Origin of the sequence: Pseudomonas sp. URMO17WK12:I6 (genome assembly GCF_003253625.1) — a bacterium.
Classification (GTDB): Bacteria; Pseudomonadota; Gammaproteobacteria; order Pseudomonadales; family Pseudomonadaceae; genus Aquipseudomonas.
The window spans coordinates 87,993-104,307 of record NZ_QKYZ01000009.1; the positions used below are offsets into that span (position 1 = coordinate 87,993).

Here is a 16,315-nt window from a genome sequence, read left to right on the forward strand (position 1 = left end):
GGCTATTGAACTATCGGCAAGGCCCGATCCTTGGCCATACGCATCCGGTAAAAACCAAAGATGATCAACACCCACACCGGTATGGCGAAGACTGAAGCGCGTATCCCTGGAATCATCAACATGACGCAGACGATCATGGCCATGAAGGCCAGGCACAGGTAATTGCTGTAAGGGAACCAGAATGCCTTGAAGCCCGGCACGATACCTCGCTGGCCCATGATTTTGCGAAATTTCAGGTGCGTCAGGCTGATCATCGCCCAGTTGATCATCAGCGATGCGACCACCAGTGCAAAGAGCAACTCAAGCGCTTCATGCGGGGCGAGGTAGTTAACCAGCACGGACAGCATGGTGATCAACGCAGATACGCCCAGCGCCAGTAGAGGCACGCCCTGCTTGTTCAGTTTCATCAGCGCCTTGGGTGCGTCGCCCTGTTCGGCCAGGCCATAGAGCATGCGGCTGTTGCAGTAGACGCCACTGTTATAGACAGAGAGCGCTGCGGTGAGCACCACGAAATTGAGGATGTGCGCTGCGGTGTCGCTGCCGATCAAGGAGAAGATCTGCACGAACGGGCTGCCGCTATAGGCATCGCCCGAAGCGCCCAGTGTCTGTAGCAGTTGATCCCACGGATACAGCGACAACAACACGGTGAGTGCGCCGACGTAGAAGATCAGCACGCGATAAACCACCTGGTTGATCGCCTTGGGAATCACCTTACCCGGCTCGCTGGCTTCAGCGGCGGTGATACCGACCAGTTCCAGGCCGCCGAAGGAGAACATGATGAACGCCATGGACATCAGCAACCCAGTGGTGCCGTTGGGAAAGAAGCCGCCGTGACTCCACAGATTGCTGACCGAGGCCTGCGGGCCGCCCGTTCCGCTGAACAACATGTAGCAGCCCAGGACGATCATGCCAATGATCGCGACGACCTTGATGATTGCGAACCAGAACTCCATTTCGCCGAAGACTTTGACGTTCATCATATTGATCAAATTGACCAGGACGAAGAACACCGCCGCGCTGACCCAGGAGGGGACTTCCGGCCACCAGAACTGCACGTACTTGCCGACAGCCGTCAACTCGGCCATGCCCACCAGCACATACAGCACCCAGTAGTTCCAGCCGGACAGAAAGCCGGCATAGCCGCCCCAGTACTTGTGGGCAAAATGACTGAAGGAACCGGCCACCGGTTCCTCGACAATCATCTCGCCCAGCTGGCGCATGATCAGAAAGGCGATGAAGCCGGCAATCGCATAGCCGAGGATCATCGACGGCCCGGCCGATTTGAGTACTCCGGCAGAGCCGAGAAACAACCCGGTCCCTATCGCTCCGCCCAATGCGATCAGCTGAATATGACGATTTTTCAGCCCTCGCTTGAGCTCGCCTTGCCTCAAGATTTCATCCGCCATCTGGTTACCTTTTAATTGTTATGGTCAGGCATGGTTTGAATGCGTCAATTTACTCAATTGCCGCTCGGTTTAAGCGTTCAAACATCATTCTCGGTAAATTAAAGAGTTGAGCGCACTCGCCACAACTCCGGGAACAACACGGTATCGAGCATCTTGCGCAGATAACCGACACCTTCTGTGCCACCGGTCCCTGGTTGAAAGCCGATGATCCGCTCGACCGTGGTCACATGCCGGAAGCGCCATTGACGGAACGAGTCCTCAAGGTCGATGAGTTTCTCCGCCAGCTGATAGAGATCCCAATAACGCGAAGGGTCAGTGTAGACCTCGCGCCAGGCGGCTTCGACCGACGCGTCATGCGTCGTCGGACTGCTCGGATCGCGCTCGAAACGCTGTGGGTCGATGGTCAAGCCTGCGCTGGCCATCAAGCGAATCGCCTCGTCATACAGCGACGGTGTGGCGATCGCCTTTTCAAGCGCCTGCAACAGTTCCGGCCGATGCGCATGGGGGCGCAACAGGGTCGCGCTTTTGTTGCCCAGAATGAATTCGATCTCGCGGTACTGGAACGACTGAAAGCCCGATGACTGCCCCAGAAACGGCCGTATCGCGTGGTACTCGGTGGGTGTCATGGTGGCCAGCACCGTCCAGGCATGCACCAGTTGATCAAAAATCCGCGAGACCCGCGCCAGCATCTTGAACGCGGGCGGCAACTCTCCCTGTCGAATGTGTTCACGAGCGGCTTTGAGCTCGTGCAGCATCAGCTTCATCCACAGCTCTGACGTCTGATGCTGGATGATGAACAGCATCTCATTATGGTCCGGAGATAACGGGTGCTGTGCGCTGAGAATGCGCCCCAGATCCAGGTAGTCGCCGTAGCTCATGGAGTCGGAAAAGTTCAGCTCGGCGTTATGCCATTCTTCCGTCTGGTTTGCAGGTGAATAGGGGCATTGGCTCATTGAGTCGGCTCCTCAAGTTGCGGTTTATTCAGTGGACGCAAAATTGCCCTGACCGGACTGGCGTCCAGATGGGCAAAACGCAGCGGCAGCGCGATCAATTCATAGTCCCCTTCCGGGACGTCATCGAGCACGATGCCCTCGAGGATGGCCATGCCATGTCGGGCTACGGCATTGTGCGAATCCATGGTTTTGGATTGCTGAGGGTCCAGCGAAGGCGTATCGATACCGATCAAGCGCACACCGAGGTTCGCCAGCAGGTCGACGGTTTCTTTGGCGACGGCGGTGAAATCCGGATCCCAGGCGCTCAATGGCGCTTGTTGCCAGGTGCGCAGCAGCACCCGTTCAGGCAGGTCTTGCAAGCGACCTTCAAGCTGCTCGGGGTGTACCAGCCGGCCGCTATTCAGGCAATGCAGCACACGGCAGGGCCCCATATAGACATCGAGCGACACATCGCCAATGGCCACTCCATCAGCGCTGTAATGCAGCGGCGCGTCGACATGGGCCCCCGTGTGAGGCGACAGGGTGATACGCCCGACATTCACCGGACACTCGGGTCCGAACGTCCAAACGCGCTCTTCCTGGAAAGGTGTGTCACCCGGCCAGGTAGGTGTAGCGGTGCTCAGAGGCGGGCTGATATCCCACCACGACAGTGTTGTTTTCATTGTAAAGCTCTCGGCCTGTTCCGAGAGAATGATACGAGTGATACCTATGAATTTTCTTGCGAAAATATTCGGCAACAGCCAAATGTTTCGCACAAAATTCTAAAAAATCGGAATTTACCGGATGGAAATTTCAACGGAGAAAGCAGGCAGCTAAAAAGCTGTTTTCGTCCGCAAGACGCTTTCGCGAGCAAGCTCGCGAAAGCGGTAAATCAGGCTCCGAAGATCAACCAGCCACCCCCGCATCCGCCTTCAACCCCTGCCCCTCGATCGCGCGGATTGCACATTGCTCATCGACATCTGACAGATCCCCGCTGATGCCCACCGCTCCCAACACAGTCCCGTCCTGATCCCGAACCAACACGCCGCCCGGCACCGGGACGACGCTGCCCTGCCCCAGGCTATTCAGCGCGGCGAAGAAGGCCGGGCGTTGTTGGGCGTCCTGTGCCAGCAGGCGTGAGCCCTTGCCCAGGGCAATCGCGCCCCAGGCCTTGCCGATGGCGATCTGCGGACGCAGCAGGCTGGCGCCGTCTTCACGTTGCAGCGTAATCAGGTGCCCGCCGGCATCCAGTACTGCAACGGTCAATGGCGCGGCAGAGATCGCCCGCCCCGCGGTGATGGCCTGATCGGCCAGGTTGACTGCGACTTTCAAGGTTAAAGCGCTCATGGTGCCGTCCTCATTTTGTTATAGGGAAAGCCGTTGGACTGCTTTGTGTTGCGCAATCCGATGCAACAAATAGAACACAATGAATTATTTTTTTGTATACAATAATTTTCTAAAAGCGCGACATGCGACGAAAAGCCACAGTTATTTGGGCTTCCGACGAATGAAACAGCCGCTTGAGAAAATGGATTGACCTGCGCCGTCCGCCGTGAATACACTCTGCGCAAAGCCACTTGTATACAATTACAAAACGTAAGAGGCACAAAACCATGAGCAAAATGAGAGCAATCGAAGCCGCCGTTCTGGTGATGCGCCGCGAAGGGGTCGATACCGCTTTTGGCATCCCGGGCGCCGCGATCAACCCGCTGTACTCCGCCTTGCAGAAGGTCGGTGGCATCGATCACGTCCTCGCTCGCCACGTTGAAGGCGCCTCGCACATGGCCGAGGGTTACACCCGCACCAAGGCCGGCAACATCGGCGTGTGCATCGGCACATCGGGACCTGCCGGTACCGACATGGTCACCGGGCTCTACAGCGCCTCGGCCGACTCGATCCCGATCCTGTGCATCACCGGGCAAGCACCGCGGGCCCGTATGCACAAGGAAGACTTCCAGGCCGTCGACATCACCAGCATCGTCAAGCCGGTCACCAAGTGGGCGACCACGGTTCTGGAGCCGGGCCAGGTGCCTTACGCCTTCCAGAAAGCCTTCTATGAGATGCGCTCCGGCCGTCCGGGCCCAGTGCTGATCGACCTGCCGTTCGACGTGCAGATGGCCGAAATCGAATTCGACATCGACGCCTACCAGCCGCTGCCATTGGCCAAACCGAGCGCGACCCGCGTGCAGGTGGAAAAAGCCCTGGCCATGCTCGACCAGGCTGAACGCCCATTGCTGGTGGCCGGTGGCGGCATCATCAATGCCGACGCCAGCGAGTTGCTGGTGGAGTTCGCCGAGCTGACCGGTATTCCGGTCATCCCGACGCTGATGGGCTGGGGCACCATCCCGGACGATCACCCGCTGATGGTCGGCATGGTCGGCCTGCAAACCTCGCACCGTTATGGCAACGCCACGATGCTGAAGTCCGACGTGGTGCTGGGCGTCGGTAACCGTTGGGCCAACCGTCACACCGGGTCGGTCGATGTTTACACCGAAGGCCGCAAATTCATTCACGTCGACATCGAACCGACCCAGATCGGCCGCGTGTTCACCCCGGACCTGGGCATCGTGTCCGACGCCGCTGCCGCGTTGACCGTGTTCATCGAAGTCGCTCGCGAGTGGCAAGCCGCTGGCAAGCTGAAAAACCGCAGCGCCTGGCTGCAAGACTGTCAGCAGCGCAAAGCCAGCCTGCAGCGCAAGACTCACTTCGACAACGTGCCGGTCAAGCCGCAGCGCGTTTACGAAGAGATGAACCAGGTGTTCGGCAAGGACACCTGCTACGTCAGCACCATCGGTCTGTCGCAGATTGCCGGCGCGCAGTTCCTGCACGTCTACAAACCGCGTCACTGGATCAACTGCGGCCAGGCCGGCCCGTTGGGCTGGACCATTCCGGCCGCGCTCGGCGTGGTCAAGGCGGATCCGACCCGCAAGGTGGTGGCGCTCTCGGGCGACTACGACTTCCAGTTCATGATCGAAGAACTGGCGGTGGGCGCGCAGTTCAAGCTGCCGTACATCCACGTCGTGGTGAACAACTCGTACCTGGGGCTGATCCGTCAGGCGCAGCGCGGTTTCGACATGGACTACTGCGTGCAGCTGTCCTTCGACAACCTCAACGCTCCGGAACTCAACGGCTACGGTGTCGACCATGTCGCGGTCGCCGAAGGCCTGGGTTGCAAGGCCCTGCGAGTATTCGAACCGGGTCAGATCCAGCCTGCCCTGCGCAAGGCTCAGGAGATGATCGAGGAGTTCAAGGTGCCGGTAATCGTCGAGATCATTCTGGAGCGCGTGACCAACATTTCCATGGGCACCGAGATCAACGCCGTCAACGAATTCGAAGACCTGGCGCTGGTCGGCAACGATGCGCCAACGGCGATTTCGTTGCTCGATTAAGAATGACCTGACACCTGTAGCAGCTGCCGAGGCACGAGGCTGCGTTGCGTGTCCGCAGGACCGCCGTCGGGGGGCCGCTTCGCAGCCCAACGCAGCCTCGTGCCTCGGCAGCTGCTACAGGCACATATTTTTACAGGAGACCACCATGCCGCGTTTCGCAGCCAACCTGTCCATGTTGTTCACCGAGCAGGATTTTCTTGCCCGTTTCGACGCTGCCGCCAAGGCCGGCTTCAGTGGTGTCGAATACCTGTTCCCCTATGACTTCAGCTCTGCCGAAATCAAGGCCAGGCTCGATGCCAACGGTCTGACCCAGGTGCTGTTCAACCTGCCGGCCGGTGACTGGGCCAAGGGCGAACGCGGCATCGCGTGCCGGCCGGACCGGGTCGAAGAGTTCCGCGCCGGTGTCGATCTGGCCATTGCCTACGCCCAAGTGCTGGGCAACACCCAGGTCAACTGCCTGGCCGGTATTCGTCCACAAGGCGTCGACGAGGCCACCGTGGAAAAAACCTTCGTCGCCAACCTCAAGTACGCGGCCGACAAGCTGCAAGCGGCGGGCATCAAACTGGTGATGGAAGCGATCAACACCCGCGACATTCCGGGCTTCTACCTGAACAACACGGCGCAAGCCCTGTCAATTCGCGAACAGGTCGGCAGTGCCAACCTGTTCCTGCAATACGACATCTATCACATGCAAATCATGGAAGGCGACCTGGCCCGCACCATGGCCGCGCACCTGGACGAAATCAACCACGTGCAATTGGCGGACAACCCAGGGCGCAACGAACCGGGCACCGGTGAGATCAACTACCGCTTCCTGTTCGAACACCTGGACCGCATCGGTTATCAGGGCTGGGTCGGCTGTGAATACAAGCCGCTGACCACGACTGAAGCGGGTCTGGGCTGGTTGAAAACCCATAACGCTGTTTGATCCGGCATCGTGTCATCGTTCTTCGCGGGCAAGTCGGATCGCCGCACCGCTCGCTCCTACAGGGGCCTGGGTTGTCTGTAGGAGCGAGGCTTGCCCGCGAAGGCGTCCTCGCTGCCACCCCACGAATTTTGCGAATAGAGCAATAAAAACAAGAGGATTTTCTCATGGCTAAAATCGGATTTATCGGCACCGGCATCATGGGCCACCCAATGGCGTTGAACCTGCAGAAAGCCGGTCACAGCCTGTTCCTGTCGGCGCACCACGACGCCGCCCCTGCCGATCTGCTGGCTGCTGGCGCCGTTGCGCTGGCCAACCCGAAAGAAGTCGCCCAGGAAGCCGAATTCATCATCGTCATGGTGCCGGATACCCCGCAGGTCGATGACGTGCTGTTCCGCGCCGACGGTGTTGCGGCGGGTGTCAGCAAGGGCAAAGTCGTGATCGACATGAGCTCGATCTCGCCGACCGCCACCAAAACCTTCGCTGCCAAAATCAACGAGAAAGGCGCGCAATACCTCGACGCACCAGTTTCCGGCGGTGAAGTCGGCGCCAAGGCTGCGACCCTGAGCATCATGGTCGGTGGTGAGGCCGATGCCTTCGAACGCGCCCTTCCGCTGTTCCAGGCCATGGGCAAGAACATTACCCTGGTCGGTGGCAACGGCGATGGGCAAACCGCGAAAGTGGCGAACCAGATCATCGTCGCGCTGAACATCCAGGCCGTGGCCGAAGCGCTGCTGTTCGCCTCGAAAAACGGTGCCGACCCAGCGAAAGTGCGTGAAGCGCTGATGGGTGGTTTCGCCTCGTCGAAGATCCTTGAAGTTCACGGCGAGCGCATGATCAAGGGCACCTTCGACCCGGGCTTCCGCATCAGCCTGCACCAGAAGGACCTGAACCTGGCCCTGGCCGGTGCGCGCGAGCTGAACATCAACCTGCCGAACACCGCCAATACCCAACAGGTGTTCAGCACCTGTGCGGCCATCGGTGGCAGCAACTGGGATCACTCGGCGCTGATCAAAGGCTTGGAACACATGGCGAACTTCTCGATTCGCGACAAGAAGTAAGCCCTGCCCCAAACCGCATCAAACCTGCAGGAGCGAGCCTGTGGCGAGGGGGCTTGCCCCCGTTTGAGTGCGCAGCACTCACAAGATCTTCAGTGCATCACAGATTTTGGGGCTGCTTCGCAACCCAACGGGGGCAAGCCCCCTCGCCACAGAGTCGCTCCCACAGGGTCCGCGACAAACCCAATAACAAGAATTCCGGGAGCCCGCCATGTCGGTCAATCCGCAACAATTGCTGCGCGAGCTGTTTGCCACAGCCATCGACGCGGCCCATCCGCAGCATGTCCTTGAAGCCCATTTGCCAACCGACCGCAGCGGTCGGGTGATCGTCATCGGCGCCGGTAAAGCCGCCGCAGCCATGGCCCAGGTGGTCGAACGCTGCTGGCAGGGTGAAGTGTCTGGCCTGGTGGTGACCCGCTACGGCCACGGCGCCCCGTGCGAAAAAATCGAAGTGGTCGAAGCCGCGCACCCTGTGCCGGACGCTGCCGGTCTGGCCGTCGCGAAACGGGTTCTGGAACTGGTCAGCAACCTGAGCGAAGACGACCGTGTGATCTTCCTGCTCTCGGGCGGTGGCTCTGCCCTGCTCGCCTTGCCCGCCGCCGGCATCACCCTCGCCGACAAGCAATCGATCAACAAAGCGCTGCTCAAATCCGGCGCGACCATCGGCGAGATGAACTGCGTGCGCAAGCACCTCTCGGCGATCAAGGGTGGGCGTCTGGGCAAAGCCTGCTGGCCCGCCACGGTTTACACCTATGCGATTTCCGATGTGCCAGGCGATCTCGCCACCGTCATCGCCTCCGGCCCCACCGTGGCCGACCCGAGCACCTCGGCTGAAGCGTTGGCGATCCTCAAGCGTTATGCCATCGAAGTCCCGGCCTCGGTGCGCACCTGGCTGCAAAGTCCCGAGTCGGAGACGGTCAAACCCGGCGATCCGAGCCTGGCCCGCAGTCATTTCCAATTGATCGCCCGCCCACAGCAGTCACTGGAAGCGGCGGCGGTGAAAGCCCGTCAGGCGGGTTTCAGCCCGTTGATTCTCGGCGACCTGGAAGGTGAATCCCGGGAAGTGGCGAAGGTCCACGCCGGCATTGCGCGGCAGATCGTCCAGCACGGCCAGCCGCTGGCGGCGCCGTGCGTGATTCTGTCCGGCGGCGAAACCACCGTCACCGTGCGCGGCAATGGCCGTGGCGGGCGCAACGCCGAATTCCTGCTGAGCCTGACCGACAGCCTCAAAGGCCTGCCCGGCGTCTACGCCCTGGCCGGTGACACCGACGGCATCGACGGCTCCGAAGACAACGCCGGCGCCATCATGACTCCGGACAGCTATGCCCGTGCCGCCGCCCTCGGCCTCACTGCCTGCGATGAGCTGGACAATAACAATGGCTATGGCTACTTCGCGGCGCTCGATGCACTGATCGTCACCGAGCCGACCCGTACCAACGTCAACGACTTCCGCGCCATTCTGATTCTCGAGAGCCCTAATCATGACGCCTGACAAGAAGGTCAAAATCCTCGCCACCCTCGGCCCGGCCACCGACGGGATCGACGATATCCGTGAACTGGTGCGCGCCGGGGTCAATATCTTTCGCCTGAACTTCAGCCACGGCGATCACGCCGACCACGCGCAGCGCTATCAGTGGATTCGTGAAGTCGAGCGCCAGCTGAATTATCCGCTGGGGATTCTGATGGACCTGCAAGGCCCGAAACTGCGGGTCGGCAAATTCGCCCAGGGCAAAGTGCAGCTGTATCGCGGCCAGGCGCTGCGCCTGGATCTGGATGCAACGCCGGGGGACGAGCGCCGGGTCAACCTGCCCCACCCGGAAATCATCGCCGCGCTGGAGCCCGGCATGGACCTGCTGCTGGATGACGGTAAGTTGCGTCTGCGAGTGGTGACCAAGTACGCCGACGCCATCGACACCACGGTGCTCAACGGCGGCGAGCTGTCGGACCGCAAAGGCGTCAACGTGCCGCAAGCGGTGCTCGACCTGAGCCCGCTGACCGCCAAGGACCGCCGTGATTTGAACTTCGGTCTGGAGCTGGGGGTGGACTGGGTCGCGCTGTCGTTCGTGCAACGCCCGGAAGACATCCGCGAAGCCCGCGCGCTGATTGGCGACAAGGCGTTCTTGATGGCGAAGATCGAGAAGCCATCGGCCGTGACTCAGCTGCAGGAAATCGCTGAATTGAGCGATGCGATCATGGTCGCTCGCGGTGATTTGGGCGTGGAAGTGCCGGCCGAAAGCGTGCCGCAGATTCAGAAAAACATCATCGGCACCTGCCGCCAACTCGGCAAACCGGTGGTGGTGGCGACGCAGATGCTGGAGTCGATGCGCTTCTCCCCGGCCCCGACCCGTGCCGAAGTCACCGACGTCGCCAATGCGGTGGCCGAAGGCGCGGACGCGGTGATGCTGTCGGCAGAAACCGCGTCTGGCGAGTACCCGCTGGAAGCCGTGCAGATGATGAGCAAGATCATCCGTCAGGTGGAAAACGGCCCGGACTATCAAACCCAACTGGACGTGAGCCGGCCAAAAGCCGAGGCCACGGTGTCGGACGCGATCAGCTGCGCGATCCGCCGCATCAGCAACGTGCTGCCGGTGGCGGTGCTGGTGAACTACAGCGAGTCCGGCACCTCGAGCCTGCGGGCGGCGCGGGAACGGCCGACGGTGCCGATCCTCAACCTGACGCCAAACCTGCAAACCGCCCGGCGATTGACGGTGGCGTGGGGCGTGCACTCGGTGGTCAACGATCGACTGCGACAGGTGGATGAAGTGTGCTCGACGGCGCTGGAAATCGCCCAGGCTCAGGGGATGGCTCAGCGCGGGGATACGCTGCTGATTACCGCGGGCGTGCCCTTTGGGCAGCCGGGGTCAACCAATTCGTTGCGCATCGAGACATTGCTCTAAAGAACTCCCCCTGTAAGAGCTACCCCGGTAAGAACTACCCCTGTGGCGAGGGAGCTCGCTCCCGCTCGGCTGCGAAGCAGTCGTCGCTTTGGCATGACGGTTTCAACAGAAAGACCGCATTGCTGATTTCAGGGCTGCTCCGCAGCCCAGCGGGAGCAAGCTCCCTCGCCACAGGTTTGTGCAAGACCCTGGATTTTCCTCTGCCCTAGACCCCACCCATGCCTGCCAACCACTTCAACACCCACTGCCCCGACTGGGCGACCGCCCTGCTTAACGGCTTCAGCCAGATCTTTCTCCAGCGCCATCCGCTGAGCGGGCTGTTGTGTCTGTTAGCGATTCTTTTCACCGCGCCCGCTCTGCTCGGCGGTGCGCTGCTGGGCGGTGTCGCCGGGTTGCTTACCGCGCAACGTCGCGGGTATGCCAAGGCGGATCGTCAGGCCGGGCTGTTCAGTTACAACGGTATTTTGCTCGGCCTGCTGCTGAGCCTGTATTTCCCATGGTCAGCACTGTTGCCACCGCTGATCATCGCCTGCGGCGGCCTGAGTGCGATGCTCACTCAGCAATGGCTCAAAGGTGCTCGCGATCATCAATGTCTACCGGCGTACACCGCACCCTTCGTTGGGTTGAGCTGGTTATTGCTCGGCTTTGCCGCACCACAGCAACCCGCGCCGCTGATCGAACTGAACACCCTCAACCTGCTCGCTGCCGAATTGAAAGGCCTGGGGCAAGTCATGTTTCTCGGCCATCCACTGGCCGGCGCGCTGATTGCCGCCGGATTACTGATCGCCGATCGCCACGCCTTTGTCTGGGCGCTGCTGGGCTCCGCTGCCGGCCTCGGATTTGCCCTTCTGCATGGCGAAACTTCAAATGCCTTGCAGGGTTTGAGCGGTTACAACGCGGTACTCGCCGCCCTCGCCTTCAGCCCGCAACGCCGCCAACCCTGGCTGCCGCTGCTCGGCATTCTGCTCGCGGTATTGCTCACGCCGGGGTTCGCCGCACTGGGCCTGGCAACGCTGACCGCGCCGTTCATTCTTGCCTGCTGGCTGATTCGCGCTGGCATTCGGGTGTTGCGTCAGTCCGCCATGGACAGCGCACCTTGCGCTAGCGGGGAGAATCACCCTAGGCTGCGCTGATTCTCGATTCAGGCGTTATCCATGGACAGCAGCAAAAACTGGCGTGAAGAGCTTTACGTCATGATCTTCCAGACCGACACCCGGGCCGGTCGGCGCTTCGACAGCATCTTGCTGTTGATCATCCTCGCCAGCCTGGTGATCGTGGTTCTGGACAGTATCGACAGCGTTCACCAGAACTACGCCGACGTGCTGGCGTACATCGAATGGGGCTTCACCGTCATTTTCGTCATCGAATACGGCCTGCGCCTGTATTGCTCGCCCAAGCCGCTGCGCTACGCGTTCAGCTTCTATGGACTGGTGGATTTGCTCGCGATCGTGCCGGGTATCCTCGCGCTGTATTACAGCGATGCGCAGTACCTGCTGATCATCCGGATCATACGAATGCTGCGGATTTTCCGCGTGCTCAAGCTCAGCCCGTATCTGAAACAAGCCAACTATTTGATGTCGGCGTTGCGCGGCAGCAAGCAGAAAATCGTCGTATTTCTGCTCAGCGTCAGCACCCTGGTGACGGTGTTCGGCACCTTGATGTACGTGATCGAAGGCCCGGAGCACGGCTTCACCAGCATCCCCAAAGGGATCTATTGGGCTATCGTGACGCTGACCACCGTGGGTTTTGGCGACATCGTGCCCAAGACGCCGCTGGGCCAGGTGATTTCATCCCTGGTGATGATCACCGGTTACTCGATCATCGCTGTGCCGACGGGGATCTTTACCGCGGAACTGGCCAACGCCATGCGCGGTGATCAACTGCAACACGATTGCCCGGTCTGCAAGAAAAACAGCCACGAGCACAGCGCGGCGTTCTGCTCTCGTTGTGGCAATGCGTTGTTCAAGAAAATGGAATAAGCAAAGTGTTTTTTAATCTTTAAGCGACTATGCGAGTCCGGCTATAGTCGCTGGCAAATTGCCAATAATCTCCATCGAACACGTTTGATAAAACAAGGAATGCGCAGTGAAAAAACTCTTTGGCGCCTCACTTCTGGCCGCTGGCCTGGCCTTGAGCGGCCTGGCTCAGGCCGCACCGACCCTGCTTAACGTTTCCTACGACGTGATGCGAGATTTCTACAAGGACTACAACGCTGCCTTCCAGAAACACTGGCAAGCCGAGCACAACGAAAACATCACGCTGCAGATGTCCTTCGGCGGCTCCAGCAAACAGGCGCGCTCGGTGATCGATGGCCTGCCGGCTGACGTCATCACCATGAACATGGCCACCGACATCAACGCCCTGGCGGACAACGGCAAACTGGTTCCGGACAACTGGGTTACACGCCTGCCGAACAACAGCGCGCCGTTCACTTCGGCCACCGTATTCATCGTGCGCAAAGGCAACCCGAAAGCCCTGAAAGACTGGCCGGACCTGCTCAAGGACGGCGTGCAGGTGATCGTCCCCAACCCGAAAACCTCGGGCAACGGCCGCTACACCTACCTCTCGGCCTGGGGCTATGTGCTGAAAAATGGCGGTGACGAAAACAAGGCAAAAGCCTTCGTCGGCAAACTGTTCAAACAAGCGCCGGTGCTGGATACCGGTGGCCGCGCGGCCACGACTACGTTCATGACCAACCAGATCGGCGACGTGCTGGTGACCTTCGAAAACGAAGCGGAAATGATTGCTCGCGAGTTTGGTCGTGATCAGTTCGAAGTGATTTACCCGAGTGTTTCCGCCGAAGCCGAGCCGCCGGTGTCGGTGGTCGACAGAACCGTCGACAAGAAAGGCACTCGCGCGGTTGCCGAGGAATATCTGAAGTACCTGTGGTCGCCGGAAGGTCAGGAAATTGCGGCTGCCAACTACCTGCGTCCGCGTGACCCGGCGGTGTTGGCGAAATACACCGATCGCTTCCCGAAAGTGGATTTCCTGTCGGTGGAGAAGACCTTTGGTGACTGGCGCACCGTGCAGAAGACTCACTTCAACGATGGTGGGGTTTTCGACCAGATTTACAACGGCCAGTAATCACTGAGCTCAATGAAATAGGCGACCTGTGAAGGTCGCCTTTTTTGTGGGATACCGTTACATCGGCGGCGTCACACCGTCCTTGCCGGCCGAGATGGATTGAGCGGTCAATGTCCCGTCGGCACTCTGGGTCACAAACGTCACGATCTTCACGCCCACCTTCAGCAAGCTGCGATCCCCCGGCACCAGATTGACGATCGGCACATCCTCCGGCACCAGAATCGTCTGTTGGCCGCCCTTGTAATTGACGGTCAGAACCCGGCCGTTGCTGACCACCAGATCACCCACGCTGCCGTTGGTCATGCTGCTGCCCTTGACCAGATCAAAAGGCCGATGGCCGTCGCCGCTGCCGGCCAGTTCCGGCGGGAAGACGTGGACTTCCAGCGCCTTGAGCGTGCCATCCTCCTGCGGCACGGCAGCCGAGCCGATGTAGCTGCCGGGCTTGATGTCTTCGATATTGGCCAGGGTGACAGCGCGGATTTTGGTGTCCTTGGTCAGGTTGATCACCACGTTTTCGCCGCTGTTGACATGGACCTTCATGACGTCGGCGCTGATGCCGGTGATCTCGCCGCGCACGCCAATGCGCATTCCCGGCGCCACATCGGCGGCCTGGGCAAGACCTGCCGTGAACAAACTGATCAAGGTAACAACGCAAGCGCCGCGAATCAGGTGACGGAACATCGCATTCATATCGAAGTACCTTCCGGTTTATGGAGCGCAGGACAACATAAGCACGCTATCGAAGAGGATGTCAGTGAATGTATCATCGGATCCCACTGTTCGGACGCATGGTTCATCGGCAGACAGCGCATACCGGCGTCAATCATTCCGCAAAGGAATGATTACTATCAATCCAAACCCTCTTCCGCCGCTCTAGCCAGCCGCTTAGCCTCTGCGCATTCCTTCTTGTTCAGCGAGCCATGTTATGAATCCAGCGACTCAGGCGCCCCACGGTGCCGCGACAATGACCCGGGGCATGGTGCTGCTTTTCGCCTTCTGCTGCGGCGCGATCGTCGCCAACATCTACTACGCCCAGCCGATCATCGGCCTGATCGCGCCGGACATCGGCCTGACCGACACCATGGCCAGCCTGATCGTTTCGCTGACGCAGATTGGTTATGCGCTGGGCCTGTTCTTCCTGGTACCGCTGGGTGATCTGCTGGAGAACCGTCGCTTGATGATCATCACCACCGTGGTGGCGATTGCCAGTTTGCTGGGCGCGGCGTTCACCGATCAGCCGAACGTGTTTCTGCTGATTTCGTTGCTGGTGGGTTTCAGCTCGGTGTCGGTACAGATCCTGATTCCGCTGGCCGCCCACCTGACGCCGGAAGCGTCGCGCGGCCGTGTGGTTGGCGGGATCATGGGCGGTCTGCTGTTGGGGATTCTGCTGGCACGGCCGGTGTCCAGCGTAGTGGCTGACCACTTCGGCTGGCGCGCGATGTTCGTCATTGCCGCAGTTTTGATGGCTGCAATCAGCATCGTACTGGCCCTGACGGTGCCCAAGCGCCAGCCTGATCACAGCGCCTCTTATGGCCAGTTACTGGGCTCGCTCTGGACGCTGCTGCGCCAGCAACCGGTGTTGCGTCAACGGGCGTTTTATCAGGGTTGCATGTTCGCTACGTTCAGCCTGTTCTGGACCGCCGTGCCGCTGGAACTGGCGCGCAATCACGGTCTGTCGCAAACCCAGATCGCGATCTTCGCCCTGGTCGGAGCCATCGGCGCGATTGCCGCGCCCATCGCCGGTCGACTGGCCGATGCCGGCCACTCCCGCCTCGCCTCGCTGCTGGCGATGCTGTTCGCCAGCCTGAGCTTCCTGCCGGCCTTCATCCACCCGGCCTACAGCGTCATCGGCCTGGCCGTGACCGGCGTGGTGCTGGATTTCTGTGTGCAGATGAACATGGTCCTCGGCCAGCGCGCGGTCTACACCCTCGACGCCAAGAGCCGCGGCCGTCTGAATGCGCTGTACATGACCAGCATCTTCATCGGCGGCGCGTTCGGCTCATCGGTGGCCAGTGCGGTGTACGAACACGGTGGTTGGTTGTGGATCGTGATTGTCGGCAGCGTGTTTCCGCTGCTGGCGTTGTTGCGGTTTTTGAGTGCTTCGGAGAAGCCGGCACTGGCGACGGCGTAACAACGTTAGAAGCATCGTGAAAAAAAGCTCAACCAAGATCAAAAGATCGCCAAAAAGCAAAACGGCGATCCTCAGATCGCCGTTTCCATTTACTGCCCGAACTGTCTGCCCAACCCACCCGGCACTCCATGGATATCCGTCTCTTCCCACGGCCCGTTCGGGCTGATCGAGCGGCTCCAGCCGTTGTCCCAGCGGTAGTAGGTGCGCTGGCGATAGAAGGTGTTGGTTTGATTGTCGAGGACGTAAACACCGAGTTTCGCATCCCAATGGCTGTTGCCCCCCGGTGGCGGGGCGAAGCTGGCGGAGGTGCGTGGCACCGGCTTCGATGGTTTGCTCGGCGTGACCGGTTTGCTCGGTGTGGTCGGTTTGGTGCTCGGCTGCGAGGGCGGAATCGGCGGCAGCCGTTCGGGCTCCTGCTCCTGGACCGCACAAGCGCTTAGCCCCAAAACCATCATGCTGAGGAGAGTGATACGAGCGAAGGCGGTCATGGTGG

Annotated in this window: 15 protein-coding genes; 9 read left to right on the plus strand and 6 right to left on the minus strand. The window is 60.3% G+C overall.

All coding sequences use genetic code 11. The features are described from left to right. Positions 1 to 2 precede the first annotated feature (2 nt). The 4 genes from F475_RS17685 to F475_RS17700 all read right to left on the minus strand — a co-directional run bounded on the left by F475_RS17685 (position 3) and on the right by F475_RS17700 (position 3,685). The gene (locus tag F475_RS17685) at positions 3 to 1,406 is read right to left on the minus strand and encodes an amino acid permease (RefSeq protein ID WP_019579611.1); all 1,404 of its coding nucleotides are present in this window, start codon (positions 1,404 to 1,406) and stop codon (positions 3 to 5) included. A 98-nt stretch (positions 1,407 to 1,504) separates the two neighbouring features. Then, on the minus strand, positions 1,505 to 2,359 hold the full coding sequence (gene kynA, locus F475_RS17690) for a tryptophan 2,3-dioxygenase (RefSeq protein WP_111454383.1): 855 nt from the start codon (positions 2,357 to 2,359) through the stop codon (positions 1,505 to 1,507). Continuing rightward, positions 2,356 to 3,021: an arylformamidase gene (kynB, locus tag F475_RS17695; protein ID WP_026286331.1), complete on the minus strand. Its 666-nt coding sequence runs from the start codon at positions 3,019 to 3,021 to the stop codon at positions 2,356 to 2,358. The genes kynA and kynB overlap by 4 nt, the downstream gene beginning before the upstream one ends. 223 nt (positions 3,022 to 3,244) lie before the next feature. Beyond that, entirely contained in the window at positions 3,245 to 3,685 is a 441-nt protein-coding gene (locus tag F475_RS17700) for a heme-binding protein (RefSeq protein ID WP_007939170.1), read from the minus strand. 266 nt (positions 3,686 to 3,951) lie between these two features. On the opposite strand from F475_RS17700, the gene gcl reads away from it, so the two are divergent. From gcl to F475_RS17740, 8 genes are all read left to right on the plus strand, one after another. Then, entirely contained in the window at positions 3,952 to 5,727 is a 1,776-nt protein-coding gene (gene gcl / locus F475_RS17705; RefSeq protein ID WP_018925088.1) for a glyoxylate carboligase, read from the plus strand. Positions 5,728 to 5,872: 145 nt separating this feature from the next. Continuing rightward, entirely contained in the window at positions 5,873 to 6,655 is a 783-nt protein-coding gene (gene hyi / locus F475_RS17710; RefSeq protein ID WP_111454384.1) for a hydroxypyruvate isomerase, read from the plus strand. A 164-nt stretch (positions 6,656 to 6,819) separates the two neighbouring features. Beyond that, positions 6,820 to 7,713: a 2-hydroxy-3-oxopropionate reductase gene (locus tag F475_RS17715; protein WP_018925086.1), complete on the plus strand. Its 894-nt coding sequence runs from the start codon at positions 6,820 to 6,822 to the stop codon at positions 7,711 to 7,713. A 208-nt stretch (positions 7,714 to 7,921) separates the two neighbouring features. After that, positions 7,922 to 9,202, plus strand: a complete 1,281-nt coding sequence (locus F475_RS17720; protein ID WP_111454385.1) for a glycerate kinase — start codon at positions 7,922 to 7,924, stop codon at positions 9,200 to 9,202. Further along, the gene (gene pyk / locus F475_RS17725) at positions 9,192 to 10,607 is read left to right on the plus strand and encodes a pyruvate kinase (protein WP_111454386.1); all 1,416 of its coding nucleotides are present in this window, start codon (positions 9,192 to 9,194) and stop codon (positions 10,605 to 10,607) included. Before F475_RS17720 ends, pyk begins: the two co-directional genes overlap by 11 nt. 218 nt (positions 10,608 to 10,825) lie before the next feature. Continuing rightward, on the plus strand, positions 10,826 to 11,740 hold the full coding sequence (locus F475_RS17730) for an urea transporter (protein ID WP_111454387.1): 915 nt from the start codon (positions 10,826 to 10,828) through the stop codon (positions 11,738 to 11,740). Positions 11,741 to 11,761: 21 nt separating this feature from the next. Next, complete coding sequence (locus tag F475_RS17735) at positions 11,762 to 12,586, plus strand: ion transporter (protein ID WP_064619420.1); 825 nt, start codon at positions 11,762 to 11,764, stop codon at positions 12,584 to 12,586. 106 nt (positions 12,587 to 12,692) lie between these two features. Then, on the plus strand, positions 12,693 to 13,691 hold the full coding sequence (locus tag F475_RS17740; protein WP_064619423.1) for a sulfate ABC transporter substrate-binding protein: 999 nt from the start codon (positions 12,693 to 12,695) through the stop codon (positions 13,689 to 13,691). A 57-nt stretch (positions 13,692 to 13,748) separates the two neighbouring features. On the opposite strand, the gene F475_RS17745 is transcribed toward F475_RS17740, so the two are convergent. Continuing rightward, the gene (locus F475_RS17745) at positions 13,749 to 14,381 is read right to left on the minus strand and encodes a hypothetical protein (RefSeq protein WP_064619425.1); all 633 of its coding nucleotides are present in this window, start codon (positions 14,379 to 14,381) and stop codon (positions 13,749 to 13,751) included. Between the two features lie 235 nt (positions 14,382 to 14,616). Between F475_RS17745 and F475_RS17750 the strand changes: the two genes are divergently transcribed. Next, positions 14,617 to 15,822: an MFS transporter gene (locus F475_RS17750; protein ID WP_111454388.1), complete on the plus strand. Its 1,206-nt coding sequence runs from the start codon at positions 14,617 to 14,619 to the stop codon at positions 15,820 to 15,822. Positions 15,823 to 15,911: 89 nt separating this feature from the next. Here the strand turns inward: F475_RS17750 and F475_RS17755 are convergent, their stop codons facing one another. Then, positions 15,912 to 16,310, minus strand: coding sequence for a hypothetical protein (locus tag F475_RS17755; RefSeq protein ID WP_111454389.1), 399 nt, complete (start codon positions 16,308 to 16,310; stop codon positions 15,912 to 15,914). Positions 16,311 to 16,315: the final 5 nt, after the last annotated feature.